Source organism: Erwinia sp. MMLR14_017 (assembly GCF_033657285.1).
Lineage (GTDB): Bacteria > Pseudomonadota > Gammaproteobacteria > Enterobacterales > Enterobacteriaceae > Erwinia.
This window is the reverse complement of sequence record NZ_JAWVWP010000006.1, coordinates 1-18,893: the sequence shown is the minus strand read 5'-3', so window position 1 is coordinate 18,893 and position 18,893 is coordinate 1. Positions and strand designations below refer to the sequence as shown.

The following is an 18,893-nucleotide window of genomic DNA, read 5'->3' as shown; positions in this document are numbered from 1 at the left end:
ATGCGCCTGATCCAACTCTCCAGGGAGTCCCTTAACTTTCCGCCGCCGGAAATGGCGTTGCGTGAACCTAACGGCCTGCTGGCTATGGGTGGCGATCTCAGCCCTGCTCGCCTGTTGAGCGCTTACCATCGCGGCATTTTTCCCTGGTTCTCGCCGGGCGATCCTATATTGTGGTGGTCACCCGATCCGCGTGCCGTGCTTTACCCTGAAAAATTTCACCTGAGCCGGAGTATGAAGCGCTTTCATCAGCGATCGCCCTACCGCGTCACGCTGAATGAAAATTTTTACGAGGTGATTGAAGGCTGCGCCAGCGACCGTGAAGAAGGAACCTGGATAACCCATGAGGTGCGTCGCGCCTGGCTGAAGCTGTATGAAGCGGGTCATGCTCAGTCGATTGAAGTCTGGCATGAAAATGAACTGGTAGGCGGAATGTACGGTCTGGCGCTGGGTAAAATTTTCTGCGGTGAATCGATGTTCAGCCGCCGGGAGAACGCCTCTAAAACTGCTCTGCTGGTTTTTAGCCGCTATTTTCATCAGGTGGGCGGAAAAGTGATCGACTGTCAGGTTCTTAATCCACACACGGCTTCTCTGGGAGCAGAAGAGATTGCCCGCACAGATTATCTGCACGAGGTCAATTCTTTGGCAGATCAGCCAATTGCAGAGAACTGCTGGCAGCCGCGCACCCTTTTTTAATGCTATTTTTCGATGTTTTCCACGCAAGCAGAGATAACAGTGATATAATATGCGCGTTTGGTATGTCGTCCGCCCTTCGCCTCCTGTTTGTGGCGAGCCGGGATTGGCCTGGCTGGGACTCTGTCACCGTTTGCATTGCGCACAGGAGCGAATGCGATACTCATTCTTAGCCCGCAACTCCCCCACGCTGACGTCGATACACTACTCATTTTTATTTGTGAGCTTCTCTGCGCAAAGCGCGTAACAGAGGGGCCGTTGCTGGTGAAATCACCAACAATACTTTACATAATACTTGAAATTCGGCATTATTTTGCCGGTTCAAAACTAAGGTTGTAACACCTAGAGGATTCGATGGCCAAAGAAGACAATATTGAAATGCAGGGTACCGTACTGGATACGTTACCCAACACCATGTTCCGCGTCGAGTTAGAAAATGGACACGTGGTTACCGCTCACATCTCCGGTAAAATGCGCAAAAACTATATCCGCATCCTGACGGGCGACAAAGTCACTGTAGAGCTGACCCCGTACGACCTGAGCAAAGGCCGCATTGTCTTCCGTAGTCGCTAATTAGCATTCAGTCGTGCTGCCGCCCGTTGCGCAGCACCCATAAAAAAAGGCCGAATTCTCATCCGGCCTTTTTCATATCCACCTCAGGTTAGTGCACTGAGCCTTCTGTCTTGCGCTTTTCAGCGCTGACAAATTGGTAGGTCAGCTCGTTGTTCTCTTTATCGAGCGCAACCGACACCGAACCGCCATCCACCAGAGAACCAAACAACAGCTCGTTCGCCAGCGGTTTTTTCAGGCTTTCCTGCACGGTACGAGCCATTGGGCGTGCGCCCATCGCTTTATCGTACCCTTTCGCTGCCAGCCAGTCGCGAGCCTCATCGCTGACCTCCAGCGAGACGCCTTTCGCATCCAGCTGCGCCTGCAGTTCGACAATAAACTTGTCGACCACCTGGTGAATAACCTCAGTATCGAGGTGTTTAAACCAGATAATATTGTCCAGACGGTTACGGAATTCTGGCGTAAAGATCTTTTTGATCTCTTCCATCGCATCAGTGCTGTTGTCCTGATGGATCAGACCAATCGATTTACGCTCTGTTTCACGCACACCGGCATTGGTGGTCATTACCACTACCACGTTACGGAAATCAGCTTTGCGGCCGTTGTTATCGGTCAGCATGCCGTTATCCATCACCTGCAGCAGAAGGTTGAAGACATCCGGGTGTGCTTTTTCAATCTCATCAAGCAGCACAACCGCGTGCGGATGTTTGATCACCGCATCCGTCAGCAGCCCGCCCTGATCGAAGCCCACATATCCCGGAGGCGCACCAATCAAACGGCTGACAGTGTGACGCTCCATATATTCCGACATATCGAAACGCAGCAGCTCAATGCCCAGCGCTTTCGCCAGCTGAACCGTGACCTCTGTTTTACCCACACCGGTAGGCCCGGCAAAGAGGAAAGAGCCCACAGGTTTACGATCCTGACCCAGACCGGCGCGGCTCATTTTGATCGCTTCGGTTAAGGCTTCAATCGCATTATCCTGACCAAACACCAGCATTTTCAGGCGATCGCCCAGCGTTTTCAGCGTATCGCGGTCGGTCGCAGAAACACTCTTCTCTGGAATACGCGCGATGCGGGCAACCACAGATTCGATATCTGAAACGTTAACCGTTTTCTTACGCTTGCTGATCGGCATAAGACGTGCGCGTGCGCCCGCCTCATCAATGACGTCAATGGCCTTGTCAGGCAGATGGCGATCGTTGATATATTTCACTGCCAGCTCTACCGCAGCCCTGACCGCTTTAGCGGTATAGCGAACGTCATGGTGCGCTTCGTACTTCGGCTTCAGGCCGTTCAGGATCTGTACCGTTTCATCAACTGAAGGTTCAGTGATGTCGATTTTCTGGAAACGACGAGCCAACGCCCGATCTTTTTCAAAGATATTGCTGAACTCCTGATAGGTAGTAGAACCCATCACGCGGATTTTCCCGCTGGAGAGCAACGGTTTGATCAGGTTTGCCGCATCAACCTGGCCGCCAGAAGCGGCGCCGGCACCGATGATGGTGTGGATCTCATCGATAAACAGAATGCTGCTGTTATCCTGCTCAAGCTGTTTTAACAACGCTTTGAATCGTTTCTCAAAATCACCACGGTACTTGGTGCCCGCCAGCAACGAACCGATATCCAGCGAGTAAATCGTGGCATCTTTCATCACTTCCGGCACGTCGCCCTGCACAATGCGCCAGGCCAGGCCTTCAGCAATGGCCGTTTTACCTACGCCAGACTCACCCACCAGCAGCGGATTGTTTTTACGGCGACGGCAAAGCACCTGAACAGTGCGCTCCAGTTCTTTCTCGCGCCCGATCAGTGGGTCTATCCCACCTACGCGAGCAAGCTGATTAAGATTGGTGGTGAAGTTTTCCATACGTTCCTCCCCGCCTGCTTGCTCTTCGTTAACCGGATTTTCCGCGCCAGAGGCCGGTCCCGGTTCATCTTTACGAGTGCCATGAGAAATGAAATTCACCACGTCAAGGCGGCTGACTTCATGCTTACGTAACAGATAAGCAGCCTGCGACTCCTGCTCGCTGAAAATAGCGACCAGAACGTTGGCACCAGCCACTTCGCTGCGGCCGGACGACTGCACGTGAAAGACTGCGCGCTGCAAGACGCGTTGGAAACTGAGCGTCGGCTGAGTGTCGCGCTCTTCTTCGCTGACCGGCAAGACCGGGGTGGTTTGTTCGATGAAGGCTTCGAGCTCCTGCCGGAGAGCCACGATATCGACGGTACAGGCTTCCAGTGCCTCTCTGGCCGACGGGTTACTGAGCAGAGCCAGTAACAAATGCTCGACGGTCATAAACTCGTGTCGGTGCTCGCGCGCTCTGGCGAAAGCCATGTTTAAACTGAGTTCCAGTTCTTGATTGAGCATAGGCACCTCCCCCAATTATTGCCTTATTCAGGCTTTTTCCAGCGTACACAGCAACGGATGCTCGTTCTCCCTGGCATACTTATTTACGTGAGCGACTTTGGTCTCTGCCACTTCGGCAGTAAAAACACCGCAGATCGCCTTTCCCTGGTAATGGACCGCAAGCATCAGTTGCGTTGCACGTTCAACATCATAAGAAAAGAACTTTTGCAGTACGTCAATAACAAATTCCATAGGTGTATAATCGTCATTGTTCAGAATAACTTTATACATCGAAGGCGGCTTAAGCCCTTCCCGGAGCTTGTCATCTGCAAGGTGTTCAAAGTTAAGCCAATCGTTAGCGTTTCCCATACGTACCCAGTCTCGACTCGTTACTCGCTCAGGCCAGACTAGCATTATTAAGGGTAAGTTTAACATGCCCAGAATGCTGGCCCGCGCCGGTGATTTTTTGCAGTAAACTGCTGCTACGCGACCTTCATCACACTTTTGGCAATAGCGTTAACTGCCTCAAAGTTTGACGATTTCGTCCCCCTTCACACGCCCCATTTGCTTGACGCTTTATGCCATTTCTCTACAGTACAGGCATAGCTGAATGCGATTTAACCAGCTTAGAGGCTATACGCCTTGTCACCTCACTCATTCGACTGTCTTGCGAGGGATGTAGAAGCATGGAGACGGGTACTGTTAAATGGTTCAATAATGCCAAAGGCTTCGGCTTTATCTGTCCAGTCAGTGGCGGCGAGGATATCTTCGCGCACTACTCGACCATCCAGATGGATGGCTACAGAACGCTGAAAGCCGGGCAACAAGTCCAGTTTGATGTGCATCAGGGACCGAAGGGCAATCATGCCAGCCTCATTGTCCCTGTGGAAACGGAAATGGCAGTCAGTGCCTGACCCTTCCTCACGTCATTCTGAACAATCCTGCAGTTAAATGCCAGCCATGCACGCTGGCATTTTTATGGCTGACGTTCAGCGATTCTTCTAAGATTGGGCTGCTTCAATTCTTTTCAAGGGGCCACTTTAAGAAATCCCCCGGCCCTCTTTCACGCCTTTGCCTGCCATGATAGCGCTCTGTGCCAACCAGCTTATGCAGGAAATGCTCTATACCTCGCGCGGGTATGGCTGCGGAAACCTCTTCTTAACACGCTTTACTCCGCCGGGGAATTTCGCTAGCTTGACGCCTTGATTTGTTTCCACGGACGACCAGCACCATGTATTCGGGACTGTTTATCATTCTTGTGCCTCTGATTGCGGGCTACCTTTTACCTGCCAGAAATCTCTCCCTGCTGCGGCTGGTCAACAAGCTTCTTAGCTGGATGGTCTACGTCATTCTCTTTTTTATGGGCATCGGCCTGGCCTTCCTGGACGATCTCAGCCACAACCTGCTGGCTATTTTTCACTACTGTCTGGTGAGCGCATTCTGCATTCTGCTCTGTAACCTGCTGGCGTTGCGGCTGCTTGAGTCACGTCGTCCCTGGATACATCAGCATCGTCAGGAAGTGTTGCCCTCTCGTTTACATATGGCGCTGGAGTCGCTGAAACTGTGCGGCGTGGTGGTGGCAGGCTTCGCCCTTGGTCTCAGCCAGTGGACGCCGCTGACGTTTGCCTCTCAGGCGAGCGAATATGCACTGCTGTTTCTGCTGTTTCTGGTCGGGCTGCAGTTGCGCGGCAGCGGTATGACTCTGCGTCAGATCTTACTCAACCGACGTGGAATGCTGGTGGCGCTAACCGTCTTTGTCAGCGCGATGGCAGGTGGCCTGCTCGCGGCAGTGGCGCTGGGTTTGCCGTTGAAAACCGGTCTGGCGATGGCTTCAGGCTTTGGCTGGTATTCCCTTTCTGGCATTCTGATGACCGAATCTTTTGGCCCGGTGATCGGCAGCGCGGCCTTCTTCAACGATCTGCTGCGTGAACTGCTGGCGATTATGTTGATTCCGGCACTGATAAGCCGCCACCGCTCCAGTGCCCTTGGGCTGTGCGGCGCGACTTCAATGGACTTTACTCTGCCGGTGTTACAACGCAGCGGCGGCACCGAGATTGTGCCTGCGGCTATCGTGCATGGTTTTGTTCTCAGCCTGTTTGCCCCTGTTTTAATAGCGCTATTCTCCTCCTGATCTCTCTGGCAGCGTTCCGGCTGGAGTCTGCCGCACGCTTCCCTTCCCTGCCCGGCCTGACAACGCTTCGCCTTCGACTATGCTTTACTCTGACTAAATTAAGCCAAACGGAGAAGGGCATGAAACAGACAGTAGCCGCGCTGGTGGCGAAGACTTTAGAAAACGCCGGGGTAAAACGTATTTGGGGAGTGACAGGAGATTCGCTGAACGGGCTGACCGACAGCCTGAATAAAATGGGTACTATTGAGTGGATGCCGACCCGCCACGAAGAGGTTGCCGCTTTTGCTGCCGGTGCCGAGGCGCAAATCAGCGGTGAGCTGGCGGTGTGTGCTGGCTCCTGCGGGCCGGGCAACCTGCATCTCATTAATGGCCTGTTCGACTGCCACCGCAACCGCGTGCCGGTCCTGGCGATTGCGGCACACATTCCCTCCAGCGAGATTGGCAGCGGCTATTTTCAGGAAACGCATCCGGAAGAGTTGTTCCGGGAGTGCAGCCATTATTGTGAGCTGGTTTCCAACCCTGAACAGCTGCCGCAGGTGTTGGGCATTGCGATGCGCAAGGCTATTCTGAACCGTGGCGTTTCCGTGGTAGTGCTGCCGGGCGACGTGGCGCTGAAACTCGCGCCTGAAGCGGCGAAAGGTAACTGGTATGCCCCGCAACTACCGGTGATCCAGCCCCCTGCCAGCGAACTGGCAAAGCTGGCAGAATTACTCAATGATTCCCATAATATTACGCTGATGTGCGGCAGCGGCTGCGCTGGTGCCCATGCGGAAGTGGTGAAGCTTGCGGAAACGCTTAAAGCGCCAGTGGTTCATGCGCTGCGCGGTAAAGAACACGTTGAGTATGATAATCCTTATGATGTGGGAATGACCGGGTTGATTGGCTTCTCTTCCGGTTTTCACGCCATGATGAACGCCGACACGCTGCTGCTGCTTGGCACCCAGTTCCCCTACCGCGCCTTTTATCCGGCGGACGCCAGGATCATTCAGATTGATATCAATCCGGGCAGCATTGGCGCCCACAGCCATGTAGATATGGCCCTTATTGGCGATATCAAAACCACGCTTTCTGCCCTGCTGCCGCAGTTGGAAGTAAAGCATGATCGTGATTTCCTGGATAAGGCGCTGGAGCACTATGTCGATGCGCGTAAGGAGCTTGACGATCTCGCTACGGCTAACGATAAGCAGGCTATTCACCCGCAGTATGTTGCGCAGCAGCTCAGCCGATATGCGGATGAGGATGCTATTTTTACCTGCGACGTCGGCACGCCAACCGTCTGGGCTGCCCGCTATCTCAGGATGAACGGCAAGCGGCGCCTGCTGGGTTCATTCAATCATGGGTCAATGGCTAACGCCATGCCGCAGGCGCTTGGGGCACAGTCGGTAGATAAGCAGCGTCAGGTTATCGCTATGTGTGGCGACGGCGGCTTCAGCATGCTGATGGGCGATTTTCTCTCAGTGGCGCAGCTTAAGCTGCCGGTAAAATTAGTGATATTTAATAACAGCGTGCTGGGCTTTGTGGCGATGGAGATGAAAGCCGGGGGCTACCTGACAGACGGCACCGAACTGGAAAATCCGAACTTCGCAGAAATTGCTGCCGCCTGCGGCGTGAAGGGGATCCGCGTGGAACGCGCTTCCGAACTGGATGATGCTCTGCAGGAAGCGCTGGCTCACGACGGACCGGTGCTGGTTGACGTGGTTACCGCGAAAGAAGAGCTGGCGATGCCGCCGCAAATCAAGATGGAGCAGGCCAAAGGTTTCAGCCTCTATATGCTGCGGGCGATCATCAATGGCCGGGGCGACGAAGTGGTTGAACTGGCAAAAACCAACTGGCTGCGGTAAAACATTTGCAGGTCTTTTTGCGGACGCTACGGCGTCCGTTTTCCTTAAAGGAGCGCAAGTGTGATTGATTTACGCAGTGATACGGTAACCCGCCCCAGCGCAGCAATGCTTTCTGCAATGATCTCCGCAGAAACCGGGGATGATGTCTATGGCGACGATCCAACCGTCAACGCGCTCGAAGCCAAAGCGGCAGCGCTGAGCGGCAAAGAAGCCTCCCTTTTTGTACCTACCGGCACCCAGGCTAACCTGATTGCGCTTCTCTGTCATTGCCAGCGCGGCGAAGAATATATTGTGGGTCAGCTTGCGCATAACTATAAATATGAGGCTGGCGGCGCGGCAGTGTTGGGTAGCATTCAGCCACAACCCCTTCTGGCCGCTGCAGACGGTACGCTGCCGCTTGATGTGGTGGCGCAGTTTATCAAACCCGATGATTTTCATTTCGCTATCACCCGCCTGCTGAGCCTGGAGAACACGCACAACGGCAAGGTTCTCCCTCTCAGCTATTTACAGGATGCCTGGACCTTTACGCGCGAGCGTAAACTGGCGCTGCACATTGATGGCGCGCGTATTTTTAATGCGGCGGTGGAGCTTGGGGTGGAGCTGAATGCGCTTACGCGCTACTGCGATACGCTGACAATCTGCCTGTCAAAAGGCCTGGGCACGCCGGTGGGATCGCTGCTGTGTGGCAGCGCGGAGTTTATTCAGCGGGCGCGCCGCTGGCGGAAGATGACCGGCGGCGCAATGCGTCAGTCTGGTATTCTGGCGGCTGCGGGCTTATATGCACTGGAGCACAACGTGGCCCGTCTGAAAGAGGATCACGACAATGCGGCATGGCTGGCCGGGCAGCTGCGTGCGATTGGCGTGGATGTGTCGCGTCAGGACACCAATATGGTGTTTGTCCGCCTGCCTGAAGCACAAATTGCACCGCTCAGAGCCTGGATGAAGCAGCATGAGATCCTGCTCAGCACCGGCGCAGTGACGCGACTGGTCACCCATCTCGATATCGACCGTTCCGCGCTGGAAAAGCTGGTTGGTCAGTGGAAAGCTTTTTTGCAGTCGCAGGCTTAACGCCTGTTGTCAGAGAGAGGTACAACTGATGTTATACCATTGAAAATTAGAGATTAAATTTTCAACAACCTCACCTAACCCGCGCCATATTTCTCTAAAAGCGCCTTCACGATAGCTTCACTCTCCGCGTCCGGCAGTCCCTGAAAGTCTGCCGCGCGGAAATGCATCTGAAAGGCGGCAATCACTTTCTGCTGTTCGCCTGGCGTCATTTCAGTTGAAGCCTGATAGCCGTAAAGCGACAGCAACGTTAACAGATGCGCCTGATCCACCGGCTCTCCCGCCTCGCGCCCTGCCAGATAGAACTTTACGCGTGACGCTTCAGGCCAGGCGCCAATCCCCTGCTTTGCCAGTGTTTGCCAGGGAAAGAGCGGGCCAGGGTCTTGTTTACGCTGTGGCGCAATATCGCTGTGTCCTACCACATCCTGCGGCAGAATGTGGTAGTGCTGAATGATATCGCGCGCCAGCGGAGTGAGCGTAGCGATCTGCTGACGGGCGAAAGGAAACCAGACCTTACCTGCCGCTGAGCGCTGATAGCCCTGATTTTCCAGTTCGATGCCTATTGAAGTGTCGTTCAGGCGGGTAGCCCCGCGCCAGAAGCTGGGGCCGGCATGCCAGGCCAGTTGGCTTTCCGGCACCAGGCGTAATATTACCGGCTGATGCTGTTTCAGTTGAGGCGTGGCCGGAATAAGATAGTGGGCGCTGACGTCACGGTCGGTCAGGGTAGCCAGTGCCGTGGGGAAATCTTCTGCGGTGTAATGCAAAACCAGCACTTTGATACGCGGTCGGGCGCCAAAGGCCGAATGGCGCGTGTCCAGGGTGTAGCCCTGATGAGGCTCAAACCCCGATGGAGTACAGGCACTCAACAGCAGCACTGCCGTCGCTAACGCTAACGCTTGCTTCATCAACTGATTTTGACCGCGGTGCCGCTTACGCTGACCATCAGCATACTGCTATCTTTACCTACCGTTTCGTAATCGATATCAATCCCTACTACGGCATTCGCCCCCAGCGCCTTCGCCTGCTCTTCCAGCTCTGCGAAAGCTATCTGACGCGCTTTACGCAACTCTTTTTCATAGGCGCCGGAACGTCCGCCCACGATATCGCGGATACCAGCGAAAAAATCACGAAAGATGTTGGCACCAAGAATAGCTTCGCCTGTCACCACGCCGCAGTAGTCGGTAATCGCGTGCCCTTCCAGGGTTGGGGTAGTGGAAAATTTCATTATCTGAGCTCCTTTTGCTGTTCTTTGGGAGTGTAGCCCTTCTGGTTAAACAGAGCGGCTATACTTTATGCTAAAAACCGTCATCCAGAAACAATAAGGAAATCAAGATGAAATACCTAGCGATTGCTGCACTGGCTCCAATGGCGCTGCTGCTCAGCGCCTGTACTACCGTTGAACCCGCGTATAAGGACATTGGTACACGTATGGGTCCTTGTGTTGATGGCGGCCCCGATTCTGTTGCGCAGCAATTTTATGACCTGCGTATTCAGCAGCCAACTCAGGGCTTACCTGGGGCACAGCAGCTGGCAAAATATCGCCCTTATCTGAGCGATAAGCTTTACGCGACGCTGGTGAAAGCCAGCAGTGAAGGCAGTAAAGATCCTGCGCTAAATCAGGGTGATATTTTCTCCAGTCTGGCCGCCGGCCCCACCTCGGCCAGCGTAGCGGACTCTTCGACCATTCCGAATACTGATGCACGCAATATTCCACTGCGCGTTACCCTGACCCGCGATGGCAGCAAACCTGTCGAGTGGCAGGATGAAGTTTTAATGGTACGGGAAGGAACTTGCTGGAGCGTAGATGATGTGCGCTATGCCAGCCCTAATCCTCACCTGAAAGGCGGCTCACTCAGCCAGCTTCTGCTGAAATAACGCTTTTCCCTCGTGCCATCTCCGGATGGCACGATCTCTTTGCGACGTTGTGGCGCACAGTTGCAAAAATTCTTAAACTGCACGATCATCTGCCACTCTTTCAGCTGCCCGCCACTCATAAAGTAATTTTCTCCGGCGATGATTGCATAAGTATGCCGTCAACGTTAAAATCCGCAGCATTAATTACTATTCACTTTTAGCGCATGAGTATTCAACTAAACGGTATTAACTGCTTTTACGGTGCCCATCAGGCGCTGTTCGACATTCAACTGGCGTGCCCGGAGGGCGAGACGCTGGTTCTGCTGGGTCCAAGCGGTGCCGGTAAAAGCTCTCTGCTGCGCGTATTAAACCTGCTGGAGATGCCGCGCTCCGGCACATTGAGCATTGCTGGTCATCAGATTGACTTCAGTAAAAGACTATCAGACGCGGCCATCCGTGAACTGCGTCAGAATGTAGGCATGGTTTTTCAGCAATACAATCTCTGGCCGCATCTCACCGTGATGCAGAATCTGATTGAGGCGCCCTGCCGCGTCTTAGGCTTGAGCCGGGAACAGGCCCATGCCCGCGCCGGAAAGCTGCTCGATCGCCTGCGTCTGGTGAAATTTGCCGATCGGTTCCCGCTGCACCTTTCCGGGGGACAGCAGCAGCGTGTGGCCATTGCCCGTGCGCTGATGATGGAACCGGCGGTACTGCTCTTTGATGAACCTACTGCCGCCCTCGACCCGGAAATTACTGCCCAGATCGTCTCGATCATTCAGGAACTGGCTCAGACCAACATCACGCAGGTCATCGTGACGCACGAAGTGGAAGTGGCGCGAAAAACGGCCAGCCGCGTGGTCTATATGGAGAATGGTTACGTGGTCGAACAGGGCGACGCCAGCCGCTTTACACAGCCGCAAACCGATGCGTTTGCCAATTATCTATCGCACTAATGCAGGGTATAATGATGAAAAAAGTCGTACTTGCCGCACTGTTAGCGGGTTTAAGCCTGAGCGCAAGCGCCGCGCAGACCATCCGCTTTGCCACCGAAGCCTCCTATCCTCCTTTTGAATTTGTAGATTCTGATAACAAAATTCAGGGCTTTGATGTGGATCTGGCTAATGCGCTGTGCCGCGAAATGAACGCCACCTGCACCTTTACGAATCAGGCCTTCGACAGCCTGATCCCCAGCCTGAAATTCCGCCGTTTTGATGCGGTGATGGCCGGTATGGACATCACGCCTGAGCGCGAAAAGCAGGTGCTTTTCTCCAAAACTTATTACGACAACTCCGCGCTGTTTATCGCTCAGAAAGGCAAAGTAGCCTCTGTTGACGCGCTGAAAGGCAAGCGGGTAGGCGTGCAGAATGGCACCACTCATCAGAAATACCTGACCGAAAAACTCACGGGCGTCAACGCCATTCCCTACGACAGCTATCAAAATGCCATCCTCGACCTGAAAAATGGCCGTATTGATGCGGTGTTTGGCGATACTGCAGTGGTTAACGAATGGCTGAAGCAAAACAGCAATCTGGCTGCTGTAGGTGAGAAAGTAACCGACAAGTCTTACTTTGGTACGGGCCTGGGCATTGCTGTTCGTCAGGGCAATGCGGAACTGCAGAGCAAGTTCAACACCGCTCTGGATAAAGTGAAAGCTGATGGCACTTACAAGACCATCTACAGCAAATGGTTCCAGCAGTAATATCTGAATGAATGAACTCTATCCTTTAGCAAGCGCCGCCGGCATGACCGTCGGCCTTGCCGTTTCTGCCCTGGTCGTGGGGCTGATACTGGCGATGATTTTCGCCGCCTGGGAATCGGCCCGCTGGCGGCCGGTAGCCTGGCTGGGAACAGGTCTGGTGATGCTGTTTCGCGGCCTGCCTGAAATTCTGGTGGTGCTGTTCGTCTATTTTGGCGCGTCGCAGCTGTTGCTCACCCTCTCTGACGGCTTTACCGTTAATCTGGGTGTGATCAGTTTCCCCATACAGATAGCCATTGAAAATTTTGACGTCAGCCCGTTTCTTTGCGGGGTGATTGCGCTCTCAATTCTCTACGCTTCCTACGCTTCTCAGACGCTGCGGGGCGCGCTTAAAGCGGTACCTCAGGGGCAGTGGGAATCTGGCCAGGCGCTGGGAATGAGAACAGCTGCCATCTTTTTCCGTCTGATTATGCCGCAGATGTGGCGCTATGCGCTGCCGGGGTTAGGCAATCAGTGGCTGGTATTACTGAAAGATACCGCCCTGGTGTCGCTGATCAGCGTGAACGATATTATGTTGCAGACCAAAAGTATTGCCGCCCGTACGCAGGAGCCGTTTACCTGGTATCTGATGGCCGCAGCCCTCTATCTGGCGATCACGCTGCTGAGCCAGCAGGTATTAAAGCGAATAGACGCGCGCGCTACGCGGTTTGAGCAGGGGAATATCTGATGCTGAGCTATTTACCCGAGCTGCTTAAGGGGCTGCATACCAGCCTGACGCTGACGGTGGCATCGCTGCTTCTGGCGCTGCTGCTGTCGCTTATTTTTACCGTAATTTTATCGCTGAAAGTGGCGGTACTGCGGCATGTTGTGCGGGGTTATATCACCCTGTTTACCGGTACTCCGCTACTGGTGCAGATATTCCTGATTTATTACGGTCCGGGGCAATTTCCCTCGGTTCAGGCCATTCCGTGGCTGTGGCATCTCCTTTCGCAACCCTGGCTTTGTGCGCTGCTGGCGCTCTCTCTTAACAGTGCCGCCTATACCACTCAGCTGTTTTATGGCGCTATGCGGGCGGTACCTAAAGGGCAATGGGAATCCTGTTCCGCACTGGGTATGAACCGTAAAGAGACGCTGCGCATCCTGCTGCCCTATGCGTTTAAGCGTGCCCTCTCCTCCTATTCAAATGAAGTCGTCCTGGTGTTTAAAAGTACTTCTCTGGCTTATACCATCACGCTGATGGAAGTCATGGGGCATGGGCAGATGCTGTATGGCCGCACCTATGACGTCACCGTATTTGCCGCCGCCGGTCTGATTTATCTTTGCGTCAACGGCGTGCTGACCATGATGATGCGTTTTATTGAGCGTCGTGCGCTGGCCTTTGAACGCCGCAGCTGATTTTCCAGCGATCGCCGCCGGAATCCCGCAGAAAAAGCCCATCTTTTACGGTTAATCAGCGGATAACCCCGGCATTATGGACGCCATAATAGCCGGGTTAAGTGGCAGCAAGGACGGTACGTGATGCATAAGCTTGTTTTGACCCTTCTGATAACCTGGATTTGCGGCTACGCGCAGGCTGCCGATCCTCTGCGTTTTGCTTCTGTAGCCAATAATCCGCCCTTTGAGTTTTTGAACGCAGATAATCAGCTGGTGGGATTTGATATCGATTTAGCGAAAGCCTTGTGTGAGCGCATGCAGCAGCAATGTATCTTCACCAGTAATAATTTTGAGCACCTGCTCCCCTCACTCAAATTTCGCCGTTATGACGCGGTCATTTCCGGTCTGGACATCACTGAAGAGCGTAAAACGCTGGTAGACTTTACCGATCCCTATTACAGCAATTCCGGTACGCTGGTAGCGGGGAAAGGGCTTTACAGCAATATTGAGCAGTTGAAAGGCAAAAGAGTGGGCATTGGTGCAGAAACGACCCAACAGGCCTATTTAAAGGCCGCGCGGCCTGAAATTGTGGCGGTGATTTATGATAATTACCAGAACGCGCTGCTGGATATGCGTAACGGCAGGCTCGATGGCATTTTTGGTGACACGCTGTCGATACAGCAGGTGCTGGAATCCAATCCACAGCTGGGGAAAGTAGGTGCGCCCATTACCGACAGTCGTTTTTTCGGCTTCGGGCTGGGGATTGCCGTCCGAAAAGGCAATAGTGACCTGCGCAAGAGCCTTAATGAAGCGCTGCAAAGTCTGAAAGATGACGGTACGCTCCACCAGCTCAGCCTGCGCTGGTTTGGTCCATCCGCTTAGTCTTGCCTGCGCTTCAGGAGTGTCAGGACTTCGCTATGAGACGTATGCGGGAAGAGATCAAATAGCTGGACCCTTTCGGCCTGATATTCACTCAACCGCGCAATGTCGCAGGCCAGGGTCTGTGCATTACAGCTTGAGTAGAGAATATAAGAGGGCGACATGGCGCTGAGATAGCGACAAAGCTCCTCACCAATTCCACGACGAGGGGGATTGACCAGCACCAGATCCGGAACGGCCTCCTCACCGGTGGCAAAGGCTGTGGAGTCCAGCGCGGCAAAGCTGACATTGTTCATTCCCATTTGTTGGGCAGAACGCCGGGCGCAGGCGATAGCCTCAGCACTGATTTCAATGCCGGTCAGCTTCATTTCTGGCGTGGCGCAGTGCAACCCAAACCCACCAACTCCGCAAAACAGATCCCACATGCTGTGAATATTCAGCTCGCTTACCCAGCTACGTGCGGCGGCGTAAAGTTTCGCTGCTACCTCAGGATTAGTCTGGAAGAAGCTCTGCGGACGTATCCACAGCGGCACATCGTTAAATTTTTCAGCAAGCGACTGGTTTTCAGTCAGGGCAATTTCCCGCTCCCCTTCCAGAATTGCCATATGTACCGGCTGCAGATTAGCCGATACTACGCTCAACTCCGGTAGATCCTGCAACAGAGCAGGTAATGCACGTTTAACCTGTTCGAGTTTTGCTTCAGAACGCAGCACAAAACGCAGCATCATCCGCCCATCAAGCGTGCTTTGCGTCAGCAGAATGAATTTCAGCTCTCCCCGCTTACGCGCCACATTATAGGGCGTCAGGCCAGCCTGAGCGATAAAGGGCTTCAGCCGGGCAAAGACTTTGGCGAAACTGGCGGGATAGAGCGGACAGCTGCTTAAATCTACCGGCAGGCCATCACGGTGCATCAGTCCAAAGACCGGACGCTCCACGCTGCCGCTGACCACCATTTTGGCTTTATGACGAAAGCCCTCCGCAGCCGAGACGACCGGCGGCAGCCAGGTTCCAACACGTTGATCGGCCAGCAGTTGGTGAAGCCGATCCTGTTTCTCTGCCAGTTGCCGGGAATAGGGAACGTTGAGCCACTGGCAGGAGCGGCAGCGGTCGGCGTCATAGAGCGCGCAGTGCATAATGAAGTTGATTAGTCCGTGAAACGAAAAGCGGGCGGGGATTGTAGCATTGTGGCATCAGCGTTGCCGAAAAAATTGTCGACAGCTTGCAGGAACAAACAGCAGAAAGACCAGCACTAAATCTGGCAGCTTTTGCACCATCAACAGCGGGATCACCTGCGCACTGCTCTCGCCATTAATGCTGAAAAGTTCCGGGTAGATCCAGCCCATTGAGGCGCAGAACATGTAAAGCAGAGCGACAATTTCAGCCGCGACAAAGCCCCAGCGCGCCCAGTTTCTGCCGTGTATCAGCGCCACGGCGCAGCGTAGTTCAAAGAAAAAAATAAACTGGCTGGCGATAAAGATCAGTGTTGAATCCCAGGCCTGAGCGCTGCGATAGACAAAACTGGTGATCCCCTCAACGCCTGCATCCTCTATCTGCAGGAGCACGCTCAGCAGTCGCGTGGCAATAATAGCAATAGCCCCCACCAGAACCGGAACCGGGACTGATGATTCAGCTATCCCCTTACCTTCTCTGAGTACCTCTGACATAACGCTCTCCTGCCGGCTACCCTTTATGCTCCATAACGGTGCGCGTGCGCCATCATGGGGTTCCTCCTGTTTCAGCCATTAGCGGCAAAAAAGAGGAGTGAATAATCACCGAGTGCTTAATCATTACGATCTCATTAAATGAGCCGCCAGACAGAAGGATTTCTGCTTAAGCACGCTGTCGGCAGCACTTTCGTTTAATTGAGTCACTCTGGCATGAACAGTGCAATTGTTCTAAGTGTCTCACCTTGCGGGTTATTTTTAGCGCAATTAAGGGAATATATCCACCGGGACAGCGCCCTTTTATCGCGTAATTAGCATTTTCTTTTTTTGACTGGAGGTCAATTGATGAAGGAAGACAATTTTAGCTCAGCGAGCAGGCATTCCGCAGGCTTCGGCGCTTTTCTGGCGCTGCTGGTAGCGATATTATTTTTCTCCGGCCTGTTTTATAAAGTTGAGGGAATGAAGTGGCTGGGTGCCTTTGATTTCACCACCCTGGGCGGAAAATTCGGCAGCATAAAAGATGCCGCCACAACCTTTGTGGGCGAAGGAGGGTCAGGCGCCAAAGCGGGCTTCCTGTTTGCTTTGTCGCTGGTACCTACGGTCATGCTGGCGCTGGGGTTGCTGGAGATTTTTACTCATTACGGCGCAATACGCGCCGCGCACCAATTGCTCACGCCGTTGCTGAAACCTGTTTTAGGCATTCCCGGCCGCTCCGGGCTGGCTCTGATAACGGATCTGCAGAGTACCGATGCCGGCGCTGCCTTAACCAAAGAACTTTATGATGAAAAACAAATTTCCAAAAAAGAGGTGATTATTATGGCCGCCTGGCAATATTCCGGTGCCGGGCTGATCAATAATTATTTCGCCATCGGTTCTGCGCTGTTTGTTTCCTTATCCCTTCCCGTACTGATCCCATTAGTGGTGATGTTCGTGCTGAAATTTGTGGGGGCTGCTTTTGTCCGCCTGGTTTTGAACACCCTCTATAAACGAGATTTCCCGCATGCAGAATAAACCGCTTACCAGTCAGAACCCCTTCGATATCTTTGTTATTGGCGCGCGTAAAGGTTTCCATATCGCCATCCATAATTTAATGCCTAACGTGATCATGGCCTATGTGATTGCTGAGATGCTAAATTTGCTGGGTGTTATGGGGTTTATAGGGCAGATTTTCGCCCCGGTAATGGGACTTTTCGGCCTGCCGGGTGAGGCCATTACCGTCCTGCTTACGGCCTGGCTCTCCTCTTCTGCCGGCACCGGCGTTGCGGTGAGCTTGCTGGCCAAAGGCGTGCTAAGCGGCGCGGATATCACCATCCTGACGCCCGCCATTTTTCTGATGGGTTCCCAGCTCCAGTATATGGGACGGCTGTTAGGCGTGTCGGACGTACCGAAAAAATACTGGCCCCTGCTGATGGTGACCAGCATTGTTAATGCGGCGATCTCAATGTTGATCATGCGAGTCGTAGCCTGATTCTTGATAAATGGAGTGTTTAACGTGTTAAAAGTTTTGGAACATTACGCTTATTTGCATGAGATCCCGGAACTGGGGTTTCAGGAATTTAAAACCTCGGCCTATATCAGCAGTCAGTTGAAAGAGGCAGGCTATGCGGTTCAGGATAACTTCAACGCAACGACCGGCATTGTCGCCGTACTGGATAGTGGCGTGCCGGGGCCAACGCTCGCCCTGCGAGCGGATATGGATGCGCTGGGACATGTGATCAATGGTGAAGCCTGCGCGCGTCACACCTGTGGGCATGATGGCCACTCGTCCGTGGTGCTGACCGCTGCACAGGAGCTGATTGCGGAAGGCGCGGTGAAGAAAGGCCGTCTGAAAGTCATTTTTCAGCCTGCTGAAGAGCTGGGCACAGGCGCACTGGCGATGATCGCCGGAGGCGCTATAGACGATGTGGATATGATCCTCGGCTTCCATCTGCGCCCTGCAGAAGAGTGTGCCGTGGGAACGGCTATTCCTGCCGTCTACTATTCCGCCTGCGTGACAATTGAAGCCACAGTGCGCGGACAGACTGCGCACGGCGCTCGTCCACACCTGGGCATTAATGCGCTGGATGCCGCCGTCAGTGCGGTTCAGGCCGTTAACGCGGTGCATATGGCGCCGGGAAAGAGCTGGAGCGCCAAAGCGACGCGCTTTCTGTGTGATGCAGGCGTTACCAACTCGATTCCAGACGAAGCGCGTGTGGTATTCGATCTGCGTGCCGCTGAAAACGAAGATATGGAAGTATTAAAAGCGCGCGTGGAGAGAGCGATTCAGCACAGCGTGGCGGCGTATGGCGCAACAGCTGAGATTATGGTGCTGAAATCGATGCCAGCAGCTGAAATTGATCAGGAGATGACGACATTAATTTCTGAGTCAATTACAGAGGTGCTGGGGGAAGAGGCGCTGATGCCGGTGCGCTCCACGCCTGGCAGTGAGGATTTCTTCCATTATGCCGTTGAGCGTCCTCAGGTGAAGTCAGGTTTCTGGGGTTTAGGGACCGGGCTGGTGCCGGGGCTGCATCATCCCGATATGCATTTTGATCTCAATTCGCTGCCGGTTGGGATCCGCATATTTAAGACCTGTGTGAAAAAGGTATTAGGTTGAGGGCAAATTGTCTGGGGTTCAGTGTTCTGGTCAGTAGAAGCCGAAGGGCACGTTGTCTGGAGGATGAGTAGTCAAGTCAGGGAGAGGGGGCTGAACACAAAAACGCCGTGAACCCATCCGTGGGGGCTGCGAAGCGGCGTCCATGCCGCTTAGCTTTTGCTTATCAGCCCCCTCTCCCTTCCCCAC

The 18,893-nt window shown here is 53.8% G+C and carries 21 protein-coding genes; 15 read left to right on the top strand and 6 right to left on the bottom strand.

Annotated features, from left to right (window positions below; genetic code table 11):
• Positions 1 to 693: a leucyl/phenylalanyl-tRNA--protein transferase gene (gene aat, locus SD961_RS11540; RefSeq protein WP_318790512.1), complete on the top strand. Its 693-nt coding sequence runs from the start codon at positions 1 to 3 to the stop codon at positions 691 to 693.
• Positions 694 to 1,044: 351 nt separating this feature from the next.
• Complete coding sequence (gene infA / locus SD961_RS11535; protein WP_002211347.1) at positions 1,045 to 1,263, top strand: translation initiation factor IF-1; 219 nt, start codon at positions 1,045 to 1,047, stop codon at positions 1,261 to 1,263.
• A gap of 88 nt (positions 1,264 to 1,351) precedes the next feature.
• On the opposite strand, the gene clpA is transcribed toward infA, so the two are convergent.
• Positions 1,352 to 3,628 carry an ATP-dependent Clp protease ATP-binding subunit ClpA gene (gene clpA, locus SD961_RS11530; protein ID WP_318790511.1) on the bottom strand — a complete coding sequence of 759 codons (2,277 nt, stop codon included), beginning with the start codon at positions 3,626 to 3,628 and terminating at the stop codon, positions 1,352 to 1,354.
• 27 nt (positions 3,629 to 3,655) lie between these two features.
• On the bottom strand, positions 3,656 to 3,976 hold the full coding sequence (gene clpS, locus SD961_RS11525; protein ID WP_306206619.1) for an ATP-dependent Clp protease adapter ClpS: 321 nt from the start codon (positions 3,974 to 3,976) through the stop codon (positions 3,656 to 3,658).
• A gap of 317 nt (positions 3,977 to 4,293) precedes the next feature.
• On the opposite strand from clpS, the gene cspD reads away from it, so the two are divergent.
• From cspD to ltaE, 4 genes are all read left to right on the top strand, one after another.
• On the top strand, positions 4,294 to 4,521 hold the full coding sequence (cspD, locus tag SD961_RS11520) for a cold shock-like protein CspD (protein WP_306206620.1): 228 nt from the start codon (positions 4,294 to 4,296) through the stop codon (positions 4,519 to 4,521).
• Between the two features lie 317 nt (positions 4,522 to 4,838).
• Positions 4,839 to 5,738 carry a lysine exporter LysO family protein gene (locus SD961_RS11515; protein ID WP_318790510.1) on the top strand — a complete coding sequence of 300 codons (900 nt, stop codon included), beginning with the start codon at positions 4,839 to 4,841 and terminating at the stop codon, positions 5,736 to 5,738.
• A 119-nt stretch (positions 5,739 to 5,857) separates the two neighbouring features.
• Positions 5,858 to 7,579 carry a ubiquinone-dependent pyruvate dehydrogenase gene (gene poxB, locus SD961_RS11510; RefSeq protein ID WP_318790509.1) on the top strand — a complete coding sequence of 574 codons (1,722 nt, stop codon included), beginning with the start codon at positions 5,858 to 5,860 and terminating at the stop codon, positions 7,577 to 7,579.
• Between the two features lie 60 nt (positions 7,580 to 7,639).
• Positions 7,640 to 8,647: a low-specificity L-threonine aldolase gene (gene ltaE / locus SD961_RS11505; RefSeq protein ID WP_318790508.1), complete on the top strand. Its 1,008-nt coding sequence runs from the start codon at positions 7,640 to 7,642 to the stop codon at positions 8,645 to 8,647.
• A gap of 74 nt (positions 8,648 to 8,721) precedes the next feature.
• On the opposite strand, the gene SD961_RS11500 is transcribed toward ltaE, so the two are convergent.
• Together SD961_RS11500 and SD961_RS11495 are read right to left on the bottom strand one after the other, a co-directional pair.
• Positions 8,722 to 9,549 (bottom strand): N-acetylmuramoyl-L-alanine amidase, encoded by an 828-nt coding sequence (locus SD961_RS11500; RefSeq protein WP_318790507.1) that lies wholly within the window; start codon positions 9,547 to 9,549, stop codon positions 8,722 to 8,724.
• Positions 9,549 to 9,869 carry a heavy metal-binding domain-containing protein gene (locus SD961_RS11495; protein WP_318790506.1) on the bottom strand — a complete coding sequence of 107 codons (321 nt, stop codon included), beginning with the start codon at positions 9,867 to 9,869 and terminating at the stop codon, positions 9,549 to 9,551. Before SD961_RS11495 ends, SD961_RS11500 begins: the two co-directional genes overlap by 1 nt.
• Positions 9,870 to 9,976: 107 nt before the next feature.
• Between SD961_RS11495 and SD961_RS11490 the strand changes: the two genes are divergently transcribed.
• The 6 genes from SD961_RS11490 (at position 9,977) to SD961_RS11465 (ending at position 14,450) form a co-directional block, all read left to right on the top strand.
• Positions 9,977 to 10,519: a lipoprotein gene (locus SD961_RS11490; protein ID WP_318790505.1), complete on the top strand. Its 543-nt coding sequence runs from the start codon at positions 9,977 to 9,979 to the stop codon at positions 10,517 to 10,519.
• A gap of 203 nt (positions 10,520 to 10,722) precedes the next feature.
• On the top strand, positions 10,723 to 11,451 hold the full coding sequence (gene artP, locus SD961_RS11485) for an arginine ABC transporter ATP-binding protein ArtP (protein WP_318790504.1): 729 nt from the start codon (positions 10,723 to 10,725) through the stop codon (positions 11,449 to 11,451).
• Positions 11,452 to 11,465: 14 nt separating this feature from the next.
• Positions 11,466 to 12,197 carry an arginine ABC transporter substrate-binding protein gene (artJ, locus tag SD961_RS11480; RefSeq protein ID WP_318790738.1) on the top strand — a complete coding sequence of 244 codons (732 nt, stop codon included), beginning with the start codon at positions 11,466 to 11,468 and terminating at the stop codon, positions 12,195 to 12,197.
• A 7-nt stretch (positions 12,198 to 12,204) separates the two neighbouring features.
• Positions 12,205 to 12,921: an arginine ABC transporter permease ArtQ gene (gene artQ / locus SD961_RS11475; RefSeq protein ID WP_318790503.1), complete on the top strand. Its 717-nt coding sequence runs from the start codon at positions 12,205 to 12,207 to the stop codon at positions 12,919 to 12,921.
• Positions 12,921 to 13,589, top strand: a complete 669-nt coding sequence (gene artM, locus SD961_RS11470) for an arginine ABC transporter permease ArtM (protein ID WP_318790502.1) — start codon at positions 12,921 to 12,923, stop codon at positions 13,587 to 13,589. The genes artQ and artM overlap by 1 nt, the downstream gene beginning before the upstream one ends.
• Before the next feature lie 123 nt (positions 13,590 to 13,712).
• Positions 13,713 to 14,450 (top strand): transporter substrate-binding domain-containing protein, encoded by a 738-nt coding sequence (locus tag SD961_RS11465; protein ID WP_318790501.1) that lies wholly within the window; start codon positions 13,713 to 13,715, stop codon positions 14,448 to 14,450.
• Here the strand turns inward: SD961_RS11465 and rlmC are convergent.
• Both rlmC and SD961_RS11455 read right to left on the bottom strand, forming a co-directional pair.
• Positions 14,447 to 15,580 (bottom strand): 23S rRNA (uracil(747)-C(5))-methyltransferase RlmC, encoded by a 1,134-nt coding sequence (gene rlmC, locus SD961_RS11460; RefSeq protein ID WP_318790500.1) that lies wholly within the window; start codon positions 15,578 to 15,580, stop codon positions 14,447 to 14,449. The genes SD961_RS11465 and rlmC overlap by 4 nt on opposite strands.
• A 57-nt stretch (positions 15,581 to 15,637) precedes the next feature.
• Entirely contained in the window at positions 15,638 to 16,111 is a 474-nt protein-coding gene (locus tag SD961_RS11455) for a YbjO family protein (protein ID WP_318790499.1), read from the bottom strand.
• Between the two features lie 345 nt (positions 16,112 to 16,456).
• Here SD961_RS11455 and SD961_RS11450 point away from each other — a divergent pair, with 345 nt between their 5' ends.
• Genes SD961_RS11450 through SD961_RS11440 form a run of 3 tightly spaced genes read left to right on the top strand, consistent with a single transcriptional unit; the run spans position 16,457 to position 18,707 of the window.
• Complete coding sequence (locus SD961_RS11450) at positions 16,457 to 17,122, top strand: nucleoside recognition domain-containing protein (protein WP_318790498.1); 666 nt, start codon at positions 16,457 to 16,459, stop codon at positions 17,120 to 17,122.
• Positions 17,112 to 17,579, top strand: a complete 468-nt coding sequence (locus SD961_RS11445; protein WP_318790497.1) for a YjiG family protein — start codon at positions 17,112 to 17,114, stop codon at positions 17,577 to 17,579. Before SD961_RS11450 ends, SD961_RS11445 begins: the two co-directional genes overlap by 11 nt.
• 24 nt (positions 17,580 to 17,603) lie before the next feature.
• Positions 17,604 to 18,707: a M20 peptidase aminoacylase family protein gene (locus tag SD961_RS11440; RefSeq protein ID WP_318790496.1), complete on the top strand. Its 1,104-nt coding sequence runs from the start codon at positions 17,604 to 17,606 to the stop codon at positions 18,705 to 18,707.
• Positions 18,708 to 18,893 lie beyond the last annotated feature (186 nt).